A 17,905-nucleotide genomic window follows, 5' to 3' on the forward strand; every position below is an offset into this window, starting at 1 on the left:
ACGCCAACTCTAGTTGCTGATATTCAAGAAAATTGAAGCCACCGTGGCGAAAGTCGTAGCAAACCAAAATAAAATCGACGGGAGTACAGTCTCAATAAAAAGGCTTTGTTTAGCGCACAACATGTAGCGCTCTATCCTCTGGTACTGGCTTAATTCAAAAAAGTTAAGGTGTACGCTTTTATCTATTGTTAATGCAAATTCACCGTTATCAAATGTGTGATAACTCGGAGACTCTCCCAATACTTCCAATGCTTTTTCTATTTCCTCTTTTTTAAAGCCTTTCATATGTTTCGAGTCCAGTCGTAGATGAACTTCAAAATAGCTGTTTGGTGTTGCTGTACTTGATGCACTCAAGTTTGAACAACAATCGTTGAAGCGAAACTGCGGATAATTTTGGTTACTACCGCAACTAAGTGCCTCTAGCTGCCTATCCAGTTGTGCATTGAACTTGTCTAGGCATATCAAGCTTACATAGTCGACATAAGACCTTTCATGGGCATTGATGAGCGACACATTCCCAAGTGCACGAAACCTGAAATAAAAATATGTACAAGCTATTGCGAGCAAAAGGAATACCGTCTCACTAGAAACTTTAGCTTTTATGATAAGAGCCAACTCAACATCATTAAGGCATTTCTCTAGTACCGCCACCGTTAGAAAAATAAGCGCACTGCAAGCTAGAAGCAGGTTTCTTCTAGCGATGTAGAACTCATCGGAGAGGCTCTCTTCATATTTTTTAGCAATTACCCTTAAAATCTGATTCTCTGTACGTATAAGCTGACCTAATGTCTTCATGTTCTCTGTATTAACTACATTTTCGTTAATACATATTGATACAAAGATGCTCGTCGGTCAAAACTCTAAACCTCTAATAAAAAAGACTAAAATAGTAAATCCAATCACAACACCATAGTGCAGCAACGTTGTCATCAACCAGACGTACCCCAACAAATAAATAAATCATGTTTCCTTTGGTGCTTATGCATTTCATATCTCCTATCACCGCTTGAACCCTAAGCCCCCACACCGTATCCTTGCCGCTCATTCATCCTTGCCGAAATTTCGCTATGTCATCTTATCTTTGTCCGCTGTGCCAAGAGCCGCTGAACCTTTCTGACCGCACGTACAAATGCGCCAACAATCACCAGTTCGATCTGGCGAAAGAAGGCTATGTAAATCTACTCCCTGTGCAGCACAAACGTTCAAAAGATCCGGGTGACAACAAAGAGATGATGCAGGCCCGTCGCCAGTTTTTGGATGGTGGTCATTACCAGCCAATGCGCGATGCAGTCAGTGAATTGCTCACCTCACTGCTTGCTGGAAAAGACAGTGCGGAGCTTTTGGATATCGGTTGTGGTGAAGGCTATTACACCAGCTACTTTGCGGATCAACTGGCGGGCACCAAGGTGTTTGGTCTCGACATTTCCAAAGTAATGGTTCGCTATGGTGCCAAACGCTACCCGAATGTAGATTTTCTCGTTGCCTCCAGTCAGCGTTTGCCATTCGCTAACCAACAACTGGATGCTGTGGTACGTATCTACGCGCCATGCAATGGCGAAGAACTAGAACGTGCCGTGAAAAACAACGGCGTGGTGGTGACAGTCACACCTGGGCCACGTCACCTTTATCAACTGAAAGCGGGCATTTACGACGAAGTCCGTCTTCACGATGTGCCAGTGGAAGATTTGCCGGGCTTTGAACTGGAAACTGAGCAAACCGTCGCTTACCCAATGACGCTGAACAGCACTGATGCAACGACCTTGTTGCAAATGACGCCATTCGCTTGGCGCGCACCGGAAAGTCTGTGGCAAATCCTCAAAGACGCAGAGCAGTTTGACTGTGAAGCCGATTTCACGCTCCGTGTGTATCGCAAAATATCTTAATTAGAATGGTAAGCCAGCGACAGTGCTGGCTTTTTTATAGGTTTTCTAAATCTATCACCTTACAGGCAATTTTCTGTAGTGGCACCGCGCAACCCGGCGACAATGACATGATGTAGTCCACTGCTTTCACAATGTCTTCCTGCTGTATTTTCAGCATCTTGTCTATCCGCCCATCGTCCGTCATGTCTGTATCCACCACACTTGGGCATAAGCAGGTTACATCCACACCATGCGCAAGCATCTCTTCATACAAACTCTGGCTATAACTCACCACTGCTGCCTTGGATGCTGAATACACACCCAGTTTGCTGACGGGCGTTATCCCTGCGGTTGATCCTACGATGAAAATCCTCCCAGCACCTTTTTCTTTCATTGCCTCTGCCACCTTGTTGGTGAAAACCAGCGATGACACCACATTCACCAAAAAGACATCATGAATGGTCGATGCGGAGGCAGACGTGTTCCCAAATGCCAAGATACCCGCGTTGCTGACGAGAATGTCTGGAGCGCCGAACTCTTGAAGCAGTTTCTGCACTTTGCAATCCACCGCGTTAACATCAGAGAAATCTAACTGTACGGATACCAAATCAGTTTCAGGATTCTGGCTTTCAATCCGCTGTCTCGCGCTATCCAAACTGTTCTCGTTTTTGGCAATCACCAATACCTTGTATCCACCTTCCACAAAGTGCTGTGCCAACGCGAAACCAATGCCACGACTACCACCCGTTACCCAAACACGCTTTTGCACTCACTACTCTCCTGCTAAAAAACTTTTCCCGCCTGAAACTCTAGTCGCTGCAGAAAATTCTGCTGCTCGGTTGAGCTGACTTGGAACTAGAATTAAAGTCTTGAGTTTTAGGTGTAATTTAATCGGGCGGGAAAGCGATGACGGTGAAGAAATCAATAGGTACATGGCTACTCTGCAGCTTGCTTGCTGGGTGCAGCCAACAATTGCATGGATTGTCATCCGAGCCGCGTTCAGTTTCTCTCTACGATTATCAACTCACCACAGCTGATAACGCCCCGCTGACACTGGAAGCCTTCTCTAAAGAGGTCAAAGACGCTGATGTCATTTTGGTTGGTGAATGGCACACCCACTCCGGTGTTCATCTCTTTCAAGCGCAACTCCTCGCCATGTTGACTTCAGCATACCCAGATGTAGCGCTCTCCATGGAGCAGTTCACGCGGAATGATCAGGCCGTGCTTGATGATTACCTCGCGGGCAAATTCGGTGAAAACAGTCTCCTTAGCAAAACCAGTAAATGGTCAAACTATGAAGGTAGTTATCGCCCATTGGTGGAATACGCCAAAGCCCACTCTGTCCCTTTGATAGCATCCAATGCGCCGATTGAAATCGTTCGTTGTATCGCCAAGGAAGGGAAAGGTTATCTAGACCAGCTACCACCAGAAAAGCGCCGTTTGGTGGCCGCCACACTCAGCGATGGTGATTCGCCGTACAAAGAGAAATTCTTGGCTGCCATGTTCCATGGCGATGAGAAAAAAACCGAGAATCAGTATCTGGCGCAATTGGCGTGGGACGACACCATGGCCGAGAGCATTGTGAACTATCTGGCCGAACACCCATATGACAAAGTCATGCACATTGCCGGTGCGTTCCATGTTGAAAATGGACTTGGTATTGCGGCGCGTATTACCGCCAGAAATCCAGAGTTGAAGGTAGCTATTGTTTCACCTCAGTCTGAGGAACAGCCTCTCGGGAAAGAGGTAAAAGATTTCCGATTAGTGGTCAATCCGCTGCCACCTCAGTGGCTCTCTGACGATGAAATGAATGCGGCGATGAAAGAGATGCGACACAGCTATTCAGGGAAAGATATTGACTGCGAATAGGTCAGTTTCTTGTGTTACTGAATCATTCGACATCACCTGCCTGCCTCAATTTCATAACACTCGCTTCATTGAAGGCCAGTTTTACACGTACGTATTGTGAAAACATGACCACGAGTTAGAAGCTAAACACTTCATACTTTATTCAATATACGAAGTGGATTCGCTGCGTCCAATATTGCCTTGATTAATATAGGGACACTCAAGGCAATATAATGTTTATCAAGAAAAAACCAATAGAAACAGTAGGCACTAGCACATCTAAGGCGCTCTTTTTCTCACTCGGCGCGGCGACCCTTTCCTCTCAGGCTTTCGCTGTTGGTATCAGTGACGCCAAGTTCATTGAACTTGGTGGTTCACTCTCAAACGATCAAGCCACGGTCAGAAAAGTTTACGACCATTTAAACCAAATCTCGCGTGAACAAAGATTCGATGCAGTGGGCCGCATCATTGCAGGCGGTGCGCTTTGCACTGCCACCTGGCTGGGTAATGAGGGAGACAAAGCCGTCATCCTCACCGCCGCTCACTGTGTGCAGGGAGATAACAAAGATCAGGAATCTGTTTATACCGGACAGAATGTTTCTTTCCGCACAGGGGATGGCCGACTTATCGCCTCTGGCACTGCGACGACCCACTTTATCGGCTACACGGGCTGTCACTCTGACATCGCGATTGTCAAAGCTCCCCTCCTTACTTCTCCGATCAATGCTCAGGGTGGTGCAGTTCCTCAACCTGTCATTGCTGACGCGCCAGATTTCAATCAATACGTGGGTAAACCCATGACGCTTACAGGTTACGGTATTCAAGGTACACCTAGTCTTGGAAAAGTGTCCAGCGGCCGAGCGTATGGTTTAGGGCATATTTCACGCGATGTCGGTGGCTGTCTGCGAAATCCAGCCAATACCGAAGAAGCCTGGGCATTTGGCGCACCCGGTGATAGCGGTTCCGCCACTTGGCAATGGCGTGAAGGCCAGTTTGTCGGGGTGGGGGTCACTTCGTGGTGGGCGGGTTGGAATGGCCGCCAGTCGGGCCATGGCCGTGTTGCACCCTATCAGGCTTGGATGAAAAAAACATACCCTGAAATAAATACAGTCACGCGTACCCGTACGTTGACTGAAGACGAAAACGTGACCCTGAATGACGTAGAAGCACGGGTTAATGGCACCGTTTATTATCTAGCGGGAAACAACGTTTCTGGCCCAACCTCAGGTAAATGGGTTTACCCAAGAGGCTTCTCGGCGCTTTCCGTGGCTATGGTGAACCAAACGACAGGTCAAACTCATCACATCAAACTCCGCGCACAACGTCAGACTTGGTGTGGCTGGGGTGAAATTAACAATGGCGTTTACTGTTCACCGGATGCAACCAAGGGCGGGTTAAAAGTGTGGTTTGATGCCAACGATAACACCGCTGCGCCTGCTGGCTTGTATCAAGGCGATTTCTCTCTCACAGCAAAAGGCTGGCATGATCACAGCTACAGCGCTGACATTGCACTGAAAGCCAATATCCTTGTCGGCAGTGATTCAGCGTTGGAAGGCACAGTCACCGCTTCTTCTGCAGCGACGACTATTCGCTATGACAGCACAGTCAACGGCTCGGTCTATTACTTGCCTGAAGGTAACGTTCAAAGTAATGCAAGCGGCAGGGTTTGGAGCGGACAGTTCAACACATGGTCGTCATTGCAAGTTCCCGTCGTCAACAAAACCACCAAAGAGTCTGCGACTATCGTCCTGCGCGCATCCCGTTATGTTGGCTGTGGCTGGAGCGTAATGAACAACGGTGTTTACTGCTCCAATGGCGCAAACTACGGGCAGTTACGGGTCTCTTACCATCCAGAAGACAACTCCGCACTTCCAGCGGGTGACTATGAAACTTTGTTTAACATCCGCGCACGCGGTTGGCACTCAGACTTTAATAAGCTGCTGACCTTCAAGCTTGACGTAGAGAAAGGTGCTCAGTGAAAACGTCACTGATTTATCTGGCACTGGCTGGAACCCTGATTTTCTTCGCTATCAGGCTGCTTGAGCCTGCCGCGTCTGATGAAAGTGTCGCAATGATCGTTGAAGACTCGGGGGCCTCTGTCCCCGACTCTTCACGTGTTTCGATACCAGCAGACAAAGCAGAGCCGACCATTTCTGCTGCTGCCTCTTCAACACAAAGCAATGAAGTATCCAACATTCACATCATGGCCCCAGAATCTGACACTGTGGATGAATATTTGGCAGATGTCGCGACCCTTCCACCAACAAGCAGCAGCGACGAACAAGCGCAAAAAGAAGATATCATCCCGGTGTTTTTTGATGCTGAGATAACCCTTTGGCAACCTGTATCTTCTGCTAAGTCTGTGTTTGAAAACTACGGGGCAGTCGTGTCGCTCAGTGAAGAGCACTTCATCGAGTTTGATGAGTCCTTACTTGAAACACTGGAGGTTGGGCAACGCTTTACCTTGCCCAAGTTGGGAGAAAGCCGTCAGCAGGTCATCGTCACGCAACAGGAATATTGGAAACATGGCGCCACCAACTGGGTATTCGTTGATAACAATGGCCAACCTGCTGGCAACCTGACAAAGACCCAAGATGGCATTGAAGGTATTTTTCAAATGCCAGATGGTGTTTATCACCTTCTCACTCGAAACGGCGTAGGTTGGATAGCTGACGAAGCCACGCTTATCAGCGCGAGCGAGCAGGCTTTCACGCGATTGGATGCCAACTAAGCAAACAAAAACGCCCCAGCACAAGCCGAGGCGTTTTTTCTTTCGGGCAAAGTTAGAACCAGCGTTCCAGCGAGGACTTATCTAGCTGTTTAAATGCGCGGTTCAGGGTTTGAGCCAGCTCTTTGTAACGTGGGCGGCTTTTCATTGGCTGCACGGCCCCGCCTTCGCTGACAATCTTCTCATGCAATTCGCGATACCAACCCGCCAGCGCAGGAGGCAGTTGTGTTTCACGACGTTTCCCAAGCCACCACATACCTTGTAGCGGCAAACTCAGTGCAAACAAAGCCATGATCATGGCTTGCGGCAAACCTGAGTAGTTATTGAAGGCCATTTGCATCAACACGCTGATGACGGCAACAGCAGGCATCACTTTAATCGCAAACTGGGTTGCACGGATTACTCGGTTTTCCGGGAACATTGGTGCCAGCTCTTTTCGAACTGGCCATTCCGTCATGTACTTCTGACCATCACGGAACGCGTTCCACATTGATTTATTACTCATATGGCGCATACCTCTCAAGCGATGTCTCTGTATCATCGGCTAAAAACTTGCTGCAATCTTTAAAACAAAGTTGATAAACATTAATTCAAATCAATTAAGACTCAAAAATTTTTGTTATCTGGCGCAAGTATCGCTAGACTTAGCCGACCTAAATCAATTGTTGCTCGGATTTGATTATCTCGCAACCACTGAAACGCCAAATGGATGACCGGCAGCGCAACAAATCACCAAAGATGGTGGGCCTGTAGGACAATCTGTCTGGCGTTTTTCGTTGCGTACCCGGATATGTTGACCGGTGTGGCAAAAAACTGTTTCAGAAAATGAAGCAGTCACACCTTAAAGCTCAAACCTTGTTGAGTCATAAGGTCCAATACGTGAATTCTTCGAACATCAATCACTGATGTGACGGAAAACCGAATTGGACAGTCATGTGACGCAAAACAGGATGGGCGCGATGCAGTGGGTATCTATCAAAGGACTGATGAGCGATGTATCTATTCCGCGACAAATTTTGCTAAAAGTTTTTCTGGGACGGTTAGTGTGACGTTAATCAACTATCCTTCTCCGATTAGTAAACACCATCTACTTTACACGAATAGGTAGTCTCAAATGTCTAAGCTGGTTCTTGTTCTTAACTGCGGCAGCTCTTCGCTGAAATTCGCAATCATCGACGCACAATCAGGTGATGAGCACCTGTCAGGTCTGGCAGAATGTCTGCACCTGCCAGAAGCACGCATTAAGTGGAAATTGGACGGCAAACACGAAGCTCAACTGGGCGAAGGTGCTGCACACAAAGAAGCACTGAGCTTCATCGTTGAAACCATTCTGGCTTCTAAACCAGAACTGGCTGAAAACCTGGGCGCAATCGGTCACCGTGTTGTTCACGGCGGCGAGCAGTTCACTAAGTCTGCACTGATCTGTGATTCAGTACTGAAAGGTATCGAAGACGCTTCTAGCTTCGCACCTCTGCACAACCCTGCGCACCTGGTAGGTATCGAAGCAGCGAAAGCAGCATTCCCTACTCTGAAAAACGTCGCGGTATTCGACACTGCGTTCCACCAGACTATGCCTGAAGAAGCGTTCCTGTACGCACTGCCATACAAGCTGTACAAAGAGCACGGTATCCGTCGTTACGGCATGCACGGTACTTCTCACTACTTCATCGCTCAAGAAGCAGCGGCTCAGCTTGATAAGCCAGTTGAAGAACTGAACATCATCAACTGTCACCTGGGTAACGGCGCATCTGTGTGTGCAATCAAGAACGGTAAATCTGTAGACACTTCTATGGGTATGACTCCTCTTGAAGGTCTGGTAATGGGTACCCGTTCTGGTGACCTGGACCCAGCAATCATCTTCCACCTGCACGATGCACTGGGTTACAGCGTTGAGCAAATCAACAGCATGCTGACCAAAGAATCTGGCCTGATGGGTCTGACCGAAGTGACTTCTGACTGTCGTTTCGTTGAAGACAACTACGGCGCGAAAGAAGAAGCGACTCGCGCAATGGACGTTTTCTGTCACCGTCTGGCGAAATATGTTGCTAGCTACACTGCATGTCTGGACGGCCGTCTGGACGCGATCGTGTTCACTGGCGGTATCGGCGAGAACTCTGGCCCAATCCGTGAGCTGGTTCTGAACCGTCTGGCTCTGCTGGGTGTTGAAGTTGATCAAGAGCGCAACCTGAAAGCTCGCTTCGGCGGCGAAGGCGTTATCACTACTGATAGCAGCCGTGTTCCAGCAATGGTTATCTCTACCAACGAAGAGCTGGTTATCGCACAAGACACTGCACGTCTGGCTGAAATCTAATCGCCATTTGATGCAAACATGCGGCTGATCAATGTGGTCAGCCGTTTCAATTTGGCAAAGTTATCTGACTGTCTGCCAAACTGAATTATTAACAAAACCCGCGTCTGTGGGTTTTGCTCCCTACATAGTAAAGAGGAATCAAGCGTGTCCCGTACTATTATGCTCATTCCAATCGGCACAGGTGTCGGTCTGACCAGCGTTAGCCTGGGCGTACTGCGTGCGATGGAACAAAAGGGCCTTCGCGTCTCATTTTTCAAGCCTATCGCCCAGCCTCGCCATGGCGATAACCAACCTGACCTGACAACAACCATCATCGAAGCAAACAGCGACATGAAAGTGGCAGAGCCGCTGACCATGGCAAACGCTGAAGCGCTGATCCGTACCGATCAGACTGACGTGCTGATGGAAGAAATCATCGCACGCTTTAAAGAAGCAACTGCAGAAGCAGAAGTGGCGCTGATTGAAGGTCTGGTACCTACCCGTAACCATCCTTTCGCGAACCAGGTTAACTACGAAATCGCGAAAACGCTGGATGCGGAAATCGTGTTCATCACCACTCCAGGTACTGACAACCCTGCGCAACTGAAAGAGCGCATTGAAGTTGCAGTATCTAACTTCGGTGGTAGCAAGAACTCAAACATCGCAGGCGTTGTGATCAACAAACACGGCGCACCGGTTGATGAGCAAGGCCGTACCCGTCCTGATCTGTCTGACATCTTCGACGACAACAATGCAGCGAAAGGCAGCAATGTTGAAGTGATGGAGATCTTCAACTCCAGCCCAATCCGCGTTCTGGGTTGTGTGCCTTGGAGCATCGATCTGATTGCAACACGTGCGAGCGATCTGGCGAAGCACCTGAATGCTGAAATCATCAACGAAGGTGAAATCAACACCCGTCGTATCAAGAGCATCACTTTCTGTGCGCGTTCAATTCCTAACATGGTTGAACACTTCCGCGCAGGCTCTCTGCTGGTAACTTCTGCTGACCGTCCTGACGTTATCGTTGCAGCGTGTCTGGCTGCGATGAATGGTCTGGAAATCGGTGCCCTGCTGCTGACTGGCGGCTACAGCATCCCAGAACAGCTGAACGGTCTGTGCGAGCGCGCATTCCAAGCAGGCCTGCCAGTGTTCACCACTGCGGGTAACACCTGGCAGACGTCTCTGAACCTGCAAAGCTTCAGCCTGGAAGTTCCAGCTGATGATAAAGAGCGCGTAGAGTTCGTTCAAAACCACGTTGCAGCACACGTTGACGGCAACTGGATTGAGTCTCTGTCTGAAGGCGCTGCACGTGCACGTCGTCTGAGCCCACCAGCATTCCGTTACCAGCTGACTGAGCTGGCTCGTAAAGCGGCTAAGCGTATCGTTCTGCCAGAAGGCGACGAGCCACGCACCGTTAAAGCGGCAGCTATCTGTGCTGAGCGTAAAATTGCGGAATGTGTGCTGCTGGGTAACCCAGAAGAAATCAAGCGTGTTGCAGATCAGCAAGGCGTGGTTCTGGGTGCTGGCGTCACCATCATCGACCCTGAAGCAGTTCGTGAGCAATACGTTGCGCGTCTGGTTGAGCTGCGTAAGAACAAAGGCATGACCGAAGTTGTAGCGCGTGAGCAACTGGAAGACACCGTGGTACTGGGTACTATGATGTTGGAAGCGAACGAAGTACACGGCCTGGTATCTGGTGCGGTTCACACCACAGCAAACACCATCCGTCCACCGCTGCAAATCATCAAGACTGCGCCAAGCGCGTCTCTGGTGTCTTCTGTGTTCTTCATGCTGCTGCCTGACCAGGTTCTGGTTTACGGTGACTGTGCGATCAACCCAGATCCAAACGCAGAGCAATTGGCTGAAATCGCTATCCAGTCTGCAGATTCTGCAGCGGCATTCGGCATTGAGCCTCGCGTAGCAATGATCTCTTACTCTACCGGTACTTCTGGTCAGGGTGCAGACGTTGAGAAAGTACGCGAAGCAACGCTGATTGCTCAGCAGAAACGTCCTGATCTGATGATCGACGGTCCTCTGCAGTACGACGCCGCTATCATGGAAAACGTGGCTGCTTCTAAAGCGCCAAACTCTCCAGTAGCAGGTAAAGCGACCGTATTCGTATTCCCAGACCTGAACACCGGTAACACCACTTACAAAGCGGTACAGCGTTCAGCGGATCTGGTTTCAATCGGTCCAATGCTGCAAGGTATGCGCAAGCCTGTTAACGACCTGTCTCGTGGTGCACTGGTAGACGACATCGTTTACACCGTTGCACTGACTGCGATTCAGGCAAAACAAGCGGAAGATGCAGAAGCAGCAGCTGAATAAGCTCTCTGACTTCTAGAAGAAAAGCCGACGCAATCGCGTCGGCTTTTTTATGTCCTTAGCAAGATCACGCTTAATAAACAATCAGATAGCTCCCAACCAGCGAGTGTGATATCAAACCTTGGTCATATGTGAGCAAGGAAGTACATAATGAAAGATTTAGGGTTACCGACTGTAGATAACATACCACTGGGTATCATTGGGAATAGTGCAATTCATGGAAAAGGTCTTTTTGCTGTTCAAGACATTCCCACAGGCTGCATCCTTGGTGTGCTAGATGGACAGGTCGTCCCTTGGGATGATGCGTATGCAACATCATTTGAGTGGAATGCACTGGACAAAGAAACGCTACTGGTTCGTCCCGTTCGCACCAAATATGGCTTTATCAATCACAGCCGCCAGCCCAATACAGTCATTCTCTATCATCCCATCCGCGTAGTTACCCTCACCAATATCGCCAAAGATGAGGAGTTCACACTGGACTATCGTCAGGAGCCGTTGCCTGACTGTTATCTAAACCAACATGGTTCCACATACCTATAGACAAATCATGCCAAAAGGACTTGATGCGATGGATAGCACTTATACCTTCACATGCTACCAACCCCTATGGATTAAAGATAACCAGTGGATTCGGTTACTTGAAAAGGTAGGAATGCTAGATGGTGACAACACATTGGTTTCAACAATGTCTAACTGGACACCTCTTGAGCAGTTCCAACCAGAAGTTGGTGACAAAGAGTGGTTAGATGCGTTCATGGTCCAACCACAAGCCAAATATCTTGATCTCCAGCTATGCGATATGAGCCGTCGAAGACATATTGAACGGCTTCAGTACTTTACGAACACTAACACTTCTATTGGGGAGCTGCCGCCTGGGTTTCGTCTGGCCTGCGAAGAGACTCAGTTGCAGCTAATGTTCGTCAACAAATGCGTTTTTATGCTGGTTGTTCAGTTCAAAATTAAAAGCACTTCTGAAGCAGACCTCGCGCAATTACACCAATTGCCTTTGTATATTCGTCGAATCATGGAGAACAACAAGCCGGAAGGTTGGTCGAGCGAAATGAAAGATTCTGCCTGCTTCGAATCAAGAAAGCTCATTGAGGTCATCACCCATCGAACCATGCCTCAAGATTGCGTGTATGTCAGTGACAATACCTGCCACATAGTTAGTGACTTTGGCTCTAACACTGATGAGCTTTCTATTCAAAGCGCGCAGGAAATTCATGCCGAGGAGGAACTGGACTACGAGGATGTGACGCCAATTGACGGTTCTTCCAACCAGGTGTTCAGTCATTTTGGCTGGAGTTATTCTACCTTGTTAGGGTTGAAAGAGAGTCGCGCAAAAATGTGTCTTCCATTCATGCTTTACCTTCAAAGCTTTTGGTTTTTAAACAAGTTTTTCAAGTCTGTTTTGCTGGAGTCCATGAATGTATTGTCTAGAAGCATAACAAATGACGAACTGAAAAAGCGTTCACGTATGTTTGACACTATGGTACTCGCCAACGAGTGGTACAACATACGTCATTCTCAATACAAAGGCGCACTAAAGCCATGGCAGACTGCAGCGTTTGAAGGTGTTGAGCAGTACTGGGGCTTATTGGCGTCAATGGAGGATGTACGACGATGGATTCAAACCAATAAGGACTTCATCGATAGAAAAATCAGTTACAACATACAGGCTATCGAGCAAAAACAATCATTCATTCTGTTTGTCATCACCCTCATCCAGATGCTGACAATTGTTGGCTTCTTTAAGGATTACTTTGACTTGATTAGTTACGCTCAAGTCCCTCAGATTTTCGGATTTATCACTGAACGGCATTTCACTGCATTTAGCCTTTATCTTCCACTTTGGCTGGTGCTAATAAACTGTGTGTTTGTCCTATATATCTACCGACGCCGAATTGGCATGTTCTTTGGAAAAGACAAAGGCCTCGATTAACGAGGCCTTATAATGGACTGACTTATTTCAACTACCCAGTTTTCTTCTTCAGCGCTTTGAGGTGTTCTTCTGCCGTAAGGAAATCAAACTGATTCACTGATTCCTGCAAACGCTTAAATTCCTCAAGTTGGTTGAACCATTGCGGAAGGTCTTTTGACAGCGAAGACAGCTTATCCTGCACGCCAATATCAAACTCTTGCAGACTTGTCTGCAAAGCATTGATTTGTTCAATCAGATACGCATCCAATGGCTTAATTTCTTCTTGGACAACTGGCTCTGCTTCCACTGACGCTGAGCTTAAAGCAATTTCATCAAATTTATCTATAGCCGCTGTGATCAGGTTTTTCAGCTCATTCACCTCGGCTTCTGTGACCGTTTCACCCGCGTTGTATTTATCTTCCAAACCAGAAGCTATCTTGGAGATTGCATCTGCGCCAATATTACTCCCCGCCCCTTTACACGAGTGGGCAAGTATCGCTTTCTCACTGTTGTCAGCATCTGATAGTAATTGATCCATAGCTGCTTTTTGGGAAGTCAGGAACAGCGACAGGATTTTGAGGTACTTGGCTTTGTTGCCACCCAGTCGTTGCACCCCCTCACCAAGATTGATGCCGGGCACGTTATCAACCATCAGATCAAACATTGTATCGTCGTATTCCATGTTTACTCTCCTTCGGGTCCGTTCAGCGTCCTCAGCTTCCGCATCAACGGTTGACTCCCCTTTGGGTTCTTGTGTTTCGCCAACGGTATTGACCACTTCCGTCGTCGCTTCAATATCTGCGTCTTCCACCTCTTCAGCTATTTCCGTGGTGTCTTCGGCTTTTTCTGGCTCCGGCTCTGGTTCTGGTTCTGGTTCTGGTTCTGGTTCTGGTTCTGGTTCTGGTTCTGGTTCTGGTTCTGGTTCTGGTTCTGGTTCTGGTTCTGGTTCTGGTTCTGGTTCTGTAGATGATGAAACCACAACCGATTCAAGCGGTGCCTCAGATTTCTTCTCTTCCGGTGCATCTTTCGAAAGCCACTCTATTAGATTGGCGTGCAATAATTCAAAGTTGATGGGTTTGGCAAGATGCTCGTTCATCCCCGCTTCACGACACGCTGCCACGTCGTGGGCATCCGTGTTTGCCGTCATGGCAAGTATCGGCAAGGTTTTCATGCCTAGCTCCTGACGGATGGTCTTAGTTGCAGTCACCCCATCAACCACCGGCATCTGCATATCCATCAAGATCAAATCAACATGATGTTCTTGAACCATTGCGATAGCTTCTGCACCGTTGTCTGCTACCAGCACACTGATTGGCAGGGTTTCCATCGCTCCCAGTGCCACTTCCTGATTGATCAGGTTATCTTCAACCAACAACACGACCTTATCCCTGATGGCCATTTCATGTTCAGGAACATCTTCCAGCTCCAGCTCTGGCAGGTCTTTGCGACCGTTTTTGATCGGCTTGATGGTGCGTACTTCTTCCGTCAACGAACGCATAAATTTCGATGGAAGCACAGGCATGGTGACCCAGTTGAACGCGAAGTTCGGTCTGGCATCAGGAATATCCAGACAGTGTTTCTTTCCGCACAGCAGAAGGACGGATTGAGCTTGTGACAAGTTATTGAATATGGTTGAAATACTGGATTTCATCTCTGGTGTAATCAGATCCCAGTCCACGACAACATGCTCATAAACCCCGCGCTCGATGTTCTGCTTGCTGTGCTCAATGTCGTCGACATCCCGGCATTGACTGACATTGGCACCAGCAAAAACCAGTGGCTCTTTCATGTTGTTGCGCAGGGTAGAATTTGGCGACACGATGAGTACGCTTTTGGCCGTAAGCGAACGCGCCCAGGCTCCACCGAGTTTTGAGGTTTCACGCAACCCGGACTGACAAGGCAGCGAGAAGGAAAATACACTCCCTTCCCCCAAGCGGCTATCAGCCTGCAACTCGCCCCCCATCAGCGACACCAGTTCACGGGCTAGTGTTAGTCCTAGCCCACGACCGCCATGCTCCCGTGATGAGGAATTGTCTGACTGCGAAAAAGGCTGGAAGAGGTTATCCAAGTCCTTTCTGCGGATCCCAATCCCGGTGTCACGAATCGTAAAGCGTATTTTAACGTCAGAGTCCCGACAGGATTCGAGCGTGACAGAGAGTGTGACTTCTCCGCTGTCGGTAAACTTCACCGCATTATCACCCAACGCCATGAGCACCTGAGTGAGGCGCACAGAGTCCGCATCTATGATCTTTGGAATCGCCATATCGAGGTTGACGCAAAACAGCACATCTTTTTCCTGAGCCCGTTCGCCCAGGGTGTCTGCCACCGGTGTCAGGATAGTTTCGAGGTTACACTCAACCCATTCAATGTGAAGGTTACCTGCTTTGACATTGGTGAAATCCAACACTTCATTGACCGCATCAAGCAATGAGTTAGCCGCACTGATGACGCGCTTGATATACCGTTGCTGTTTCCCTTCAAGGCCACTGTCCATCGCCAGCTGAGACATCCCCAATATGGCGTTTAAGGGTGTTCTTAGCTCATGGGACATGTTGGAAAGAAAATCTCGCTTCGCCTGATGTGCCACGCTGGCGGAACGTTTTGCGATAGAGAGGTCTTTTTCGGTCTGGCGGATCTTCTGGCGCTGATCTTTGACTTGGGCCTGCAGACCTTTGATGGTGACTGCCCCACGGACCACAATCACTAACAGTATAAGAATGATACCGGTAAGCAGCGGCAGCAGGCTGACCCCCTCCCCCGTCGGCGGAAGCGAAGTGGCAGATAGATAGCCATGATCTTTTTCCGCTCGCACGGATATCGGCAGCAAGGTGAGTACCACCATAACGAAAGCGCGGGCTAGTGCTGTGCTCAACACGCTGCCCGCCCTTGCAATAAGTTCTAAGATAAGCTTTCCAGTGAACGCTGATACGCCCAAAAAACTGTCGTTGTTCATAGGTTTTGATCTGCTCGCCGTTGGCACATTACAAACATTTTTACCGTACGTCTGTGCGCACGCTGTAACTGCATGTCTCAATTAAAATAATGTGACTCACAATTGGAACATTATTAAGAGTAGACCTAGGATTGAAGAAGTGGAAAGTGATTCAGGATCCCGTAAATGGTGTCACCGGAAAACAACGCAAAGAAACGCGCAACCATATTGGTCGTCGATGATACGCCTGAAAATCTTGTGTTCGTGAGCGAGATGCTCAAGAACGATTATGAAGTCAAGGCAGCGACCAACGGCCAAACAGCTCTCGCTATCGTTGAAAAATTTTCCATTGATCTGATTCTTTTGGATGTCGTCATGCCTGGCATGGACGGCTACGAAGTCTGCCGTCAGATCAAAGCCAAAAAAGGCGGTGGCGATATTCCAGTTATCTTCCTGACTTCTAAGTCAAAAGCGGAAGATCAGGAATTTGGTTTTTCTGTAGGTGCTGCTGACTACATCAAAAAGCCTCTCAGCCCTCCTATCACGATGGCGCGCATCCGCATCCATTTAGAGAACAAAGCGTCTAAAGACTTCCTGCATGATCAAAATGAGTTTTTGGAAGCAGAAGTTCAGCGTCGGGTTAAAGAACTCAGTGTTATTCAGGATGTCACCATCAATGCACTCGCAAGCCTGGCGGAAACACGCGATCAGGAAACCGGTAATCACATCGTCCGTACTCAGTACTATGTAAAAATCCTTGCAGACCAACTCTACCTGCGTGGTAAATATCCTGACATAGTAACGCCCGAGTACGTCACTATGGTGTTCAAAACCGCACCGCTTCACGATATCGGCAAAGTCGGTATTCCAGATGCTATCTTGCTAAAACCCGGCAAGCTGACGGCAGAAGAATTCGACATCATGAAAACGCACGCCAAACTTGGCTACGACGCGATAGTGAAAGCGGAGGAAGAAGTAGACGCGCATTATCCATTCCTGAGCGCAGCGAAAGAAATCGCCTACGGTCACCATGAAAAGTGGGATGGCTCTGGCTATCCGCAAGGCTTAGCTGGCGAAGACATTCCGCTCAGTGCGCGGTTAATGGCGGTTGCTGATGTGTTTGATGCGTTGGTCAGTAAGCGTATTTACAAATCTGCAATGACCAACGACGAGGCGTTTGACATTATTCGGGAAGGCAGAGGATCGCATTTCGACCCTCTGTTAGTCGATATCATGTTTGAAATGCAGGCAGACTTTATAAAGATCGCAGAGACTTACAAAGACTGAACGCCGAGGATTAATCAGCCCACAGCCAACCAAACACCTACACCCATCATCAATGAGCCCGCGATGCGGTTCATCATTCGCACATTACCGCTTTTTTGCAGGAAGTGGCGCAGCGTGCGGCCGCCCGAAGCATAAAGTAGTAAACAGCCAAACTCTGTCAGCAGAATAATGCCAATCAGCACGGAAAGCTGAGGTGGCAACGCCAAAGAAGGGTTAATGAACGGTGGCAACAGGGAAATCATAAACGCCCAGCCTTTCGGGTTGGCAATGGCAGTCACGAAGCCTTGCATTGCAAGCGTAAGCCGAGACGTATCTGAATTTGAAGTGAAGTCCTGCGGAATCGCCATTTTCCCTTTAGATAGCCACATCTGGACACCAAGGTAAAACAGGTATGCACCACCCAGATACTTCAGAATCGCAAACAGCTCTGGGTAATTGAGCATGATCGCCGCTACGCCAGCAACGGATGCCAGCGAAACCAAGCCCACACCAATCAACTCTCCCCACATCATGTGAAGACTACGACGTACACCAATACTCATGCCTAGCGTCATTGCTAGGGTCATGCACATACCCGGCGTGACCGATACAAAAAAGAATGTTGGAATAAACACCGCCAACATGGCGATATCAACTGCAGATGCCACTTCATCTCCGGACATAACAAGCATAAAGAAGCGTAGTAGAAACTGGAGACGTTACAGCGTCA

Annotated in this window: 14 protein-coding genes; 9 read left to right on the forward strand and 5 right to left on the reverse strand. The window is 48.5% G+C overall.

Features of this window, described 5'->3' with window-relative positions; translation table 11 throughout:
* Positions 1–9 precede the first annotated feature (9 nt).
* Positions 10–795 (reverse strand): hypothetical protein, encoded by a 786-nt coding sequence (locus QL223_RS23170; RefSeq protein WP_281546095.1) that lies wholly within the window; start codon positions 793–795, stop codon positions 10–12.
* A 272-nt stretch (positions 796–1,067) separates the two neighbouring features.
* On the opposite strand from QL223_RS23170, the gene rlmA reads away from it, so the two are divergent.
* A complete protein-coding gene (gene rlmA, locus QL223_RS23175; RefSeq protein WP_281546096.1) occupies positions 1,068–1,883 on the forward strand; it encodes a 23S rRNA (guanine(745)-N(1))-methyltransferase in 816 nt (271 codons plus the stop codon).
* A gap of 34 nt (positions 1,884–1,917) precedes the next feature.
* On the opposite strand, the gene QL223_RS23180 is transcribed toward rlmA, so the two are convergent.
* Positions 1,918–2,631 carry an SDR family oxidoreductase gene (locus QL223_RS23180; RefSeq protein ID WP_281546097.1) on the reverse strand — a complete coding sequence of 238 codons (714 nt, stop codon included), beginning with the start codon at positions 2,629–2,631 and terminating at the stop codon, positions 1,918–1,920.
* Positions 2,632–2,768: 137 nt separating this feature from the next.
* On the opposite strand from QL223_RS23180, the gene QL223_RS23185 reads away from it, so the two are divergent.
* The 3 genes from QL223_RS23185 to QL223_RS23195 all read left to right on the forward strand — a co-directional run bounded on the left by QL223_RS23185 (position 2,769) and on the right by QL223_RS23195 (position 6,441).
* The gene (locus tag QL223_RS23185; RefSeq protein ID WP_281546098.1) at positions 2,769–3,731 is read left to right on the forward strand and encodes a ChaN family lipoprotein; all 963 of its coding nucleotides are present in this window, start codon (positions 2,769–2,771) and stop codon (positions 3,729–3,731) included.
* 212 nt (positions 3,732–3,943) lie between these two features.
* Positions 3,944–5,689 carry a trypsin-like peptidase domain-containing protein gene (locus QL223_RS23190; protein WP_281546099.1) on the forward strand — a complete coding sequence of 582 codons (1,746 nt, stop codon included), beginning with the start codon at positions 3,944–3,946 and terminating at the stop codon, positions 5,687–5,689.
* On the forward strand, positions 5,686–6,441 hold the full coding sequence (locus QL223_RS23195; protein WP_281546100.1) for a hypothetical protein: 756 nt from the start codon (positions 5,686–5,688) through the stop codon (positions 6,439–6,441). The genes QL223_RS23190 and QL223_RS23195 overlap by 4 nt, the downstream gene beginning before the upstream one ends.
* Before the next feature lie 52 nt (positions 6,442–6,493).
* Here the strand turns inward: QL223_RS23195 and yfbV are convergent, their stop codons facing one another.
* A complete protein-coding gene (gene yfbV / locus QL223_RS23200) occupies positions 6,494–6,943 on the reverse strand; it encodes a terminus macrodomain insulation protein YfbV (RefSeq protein ID WP_039850371.1) in 450 nt (149 codons plus the stop codon).
* 609 nt (positions 6,944–7,552) lie between these two features.
* Between yfbV and QL223_RS23205 the strand changes: the two genes are divergently transcribed.
* The 4 genes from QL223_RS23205 to QL223_RS23220 all read left to right on the forward strand — a co-directional run bounded on the left by QL223_RS23205 (position 7,553) and on the right by QL223_RS23220 (position 12,998).
* Positions 7,553–8,749, forward strand: coding sequence for an acetate kinase (locus QL223_RS23205; protein WP_002540979.1), 1,197 nt, complete (start codon positions 7,553–7,555; stop codon positions 8,747–8,749).
* A gap of 159 nt (positions 8,750–8,908) precedes the next feature.
* Positions 8,909–11,056 carry a phosphate acetyltransferase gene (gene pta / locus QL223_RS23210; RefSeq protein ID WP_039850370.1) on the forward strand — a complete coding sequence of 716 codons (2,148 nt, stop codon included), beginning with the start codon at positions 8,909–8,911 and terminating at the stop codon, positions 11,054–11,056.
* Positions 11,057–11,203: 147 nt separating this feature from the next.
* Positions 11,204–11,596, forward strand: a complete 393-nt coding sequence (locus QL223_RS23215) for an SET domain-containing protein (RefSeq protein WP_281546101.1) — start codon at positions 11,204–11,206, stop codon at positions 11,594–11,596.
* Between the two features lie 7 nt (positions 11,597–11,603).
* A complete protein-coding gene (locus tag QL223_RS23220; RefSeq protein ID WP_281546102.1) occupies positions 11,604–12,998 on the forward strand; it encodes a hypothetical protein in 1,395 nt (464 codons plus the stop codon).
* Between the two features lie 31 nt (positions 12,999–13,029).
* Here the strand turns inward: QL223_RS23220 and QL223_RS23225 are convergent, their stop codons facing one another.
* The gene (locus QL223_RS23225) at positions 13,030–15,930 is read right to left on the reverse strand and encodes an ATP-binding protein (RefSeq protein WP_281546103.1); all 2,901 of its coding nucleotides are present in this window, start codon (positions 15,928–15,930) and stop codon (positions 13,030–13,032) included.
* A gap of 165 nt (positions 15,931–16,095) precedes the next feature.
* Between QL223_RS23225 and QL223_RS23230 the strand changes: the two genes are divergently transcribed.
* Positions 16,096–17,196 (forward strand): two-component system response regulator, encoded by a 1,101-nt coding sequence (locus QL223_RS23230; RefSeq protein WP_002541319.1) that lies wholly within the window; start codon positions 16,096–16,098, stop codon positions 17,194–17,196.
* 14 nt (positions 17,197–17,210) lie between these two features.
* Here QL223_RS23230 and QL223_RS23235 read toward each other — a convergent pair whose 3' ends face one another.
* A complete protein-coding gene (locus QL223_RS23235; protein ID WP_231590941.1) occupies positions 17,211–17,819 on the reverse strand; it encodes a LysE family translocator in 609 nt (202 codons plus the stop codon).
* Positions 17,820–17,905: the final 86 nt, after the last annotated feature.

Source organism: Grimontia sp. SpTr1 (genome assembly GCF_947387585.1).
GTDB lineage: Bacteria > Pseudomonadota > Gammaproteobacteria > Enterobacterales > Vibrionaceae > Enterovibrio > Enterovibrio indicus.

Excerpts from the sequence above, each read along its gene's own strand:
- QL223_RS23185 (WP_281546098.1), top strand. The coding sequence starts at position 2,769 with ATGACGGTGAAGAAATCAATAGGTACATGGCTACTCTGCAGCTTGCTT.
- pta (WP_039850370.1), top strand. The coding sequence starts at position 8,909 with ATGCTCATTCCAATCGGCACAGGTGTCGGTCTGACCAGCGTTAGCCTG.
- QL223_RS23170 (WP_281546095.1), bottom strand. The coding sequence starts at position 795 with ATGAAGACATTAGGTCAGCTTATACGTACAGAGAATCAGATTTTAAGG.
- QL223_RS23220 (WP_281546102.1), top strand. The coding sequence starts at position 11,604 with ATGCCAAAAGGACTTGATGCGATGGATAGCACTTATACCTTCACATGC.
- QL223_RS23235 (WP_231590941.1), bottom strand. The coding sequence starts at position 17,819 with ATGTTGGCGGTGTTTATTCCAACATTCTTTTTTGTATCGGTCACGCCG.
- QL223_RS23225 (WP_281546103.1), bottom strand. The coding sequence starts at position 15,930 with ATGAACAACGACAGTTTTTTGGGCGTATCAGCGTTCACTGGAAAGCTT.
- QL223_RS23205 (WP_002540979.1), top strand. The coding sequence starts at position 7,553 with ATGTCTAAGCTGGTTCTTGTTCTTAACTGCGGCAGCTCTTCGCTGAAA.
- yfbV (WP_039850371.1), bottom strand. The coding sequence starts at position 6,943 with ATGAGTAATAAATCAATGTGGAACGCGTTCCGTGATGGTCAGAAGTAC.
- QL223_RS23230 (WP_002541319.1), top strand. The coding sequence starts at position 16,096 with ATGGTGTCACCGGAAAACAACGCAAAGAAACGCGCAACCATATTGGTC.
- rlmA (WP_281546096.1), top strand. The coding sequence starts at position 1,068 with ATGTCATCTTATCTTTGTCCGCTGTGCCAAGAGCCGCTGAACCTTTCT.
- QL223_RS23190 (WP_281546099.1), top strand. The coding sequence starts at position 3,944 with ATGTTTATCAAGAAAAAACCAATAGAAACAGTAGGCACTAGCACATCT.
- QL223_RS23215 (WP_281546101.1), top strand. The coding sequence starts at position 11,204 with ATGAAAGATTTAGGGTTACCGACTGTAGATAACATACCACTGGGTATC.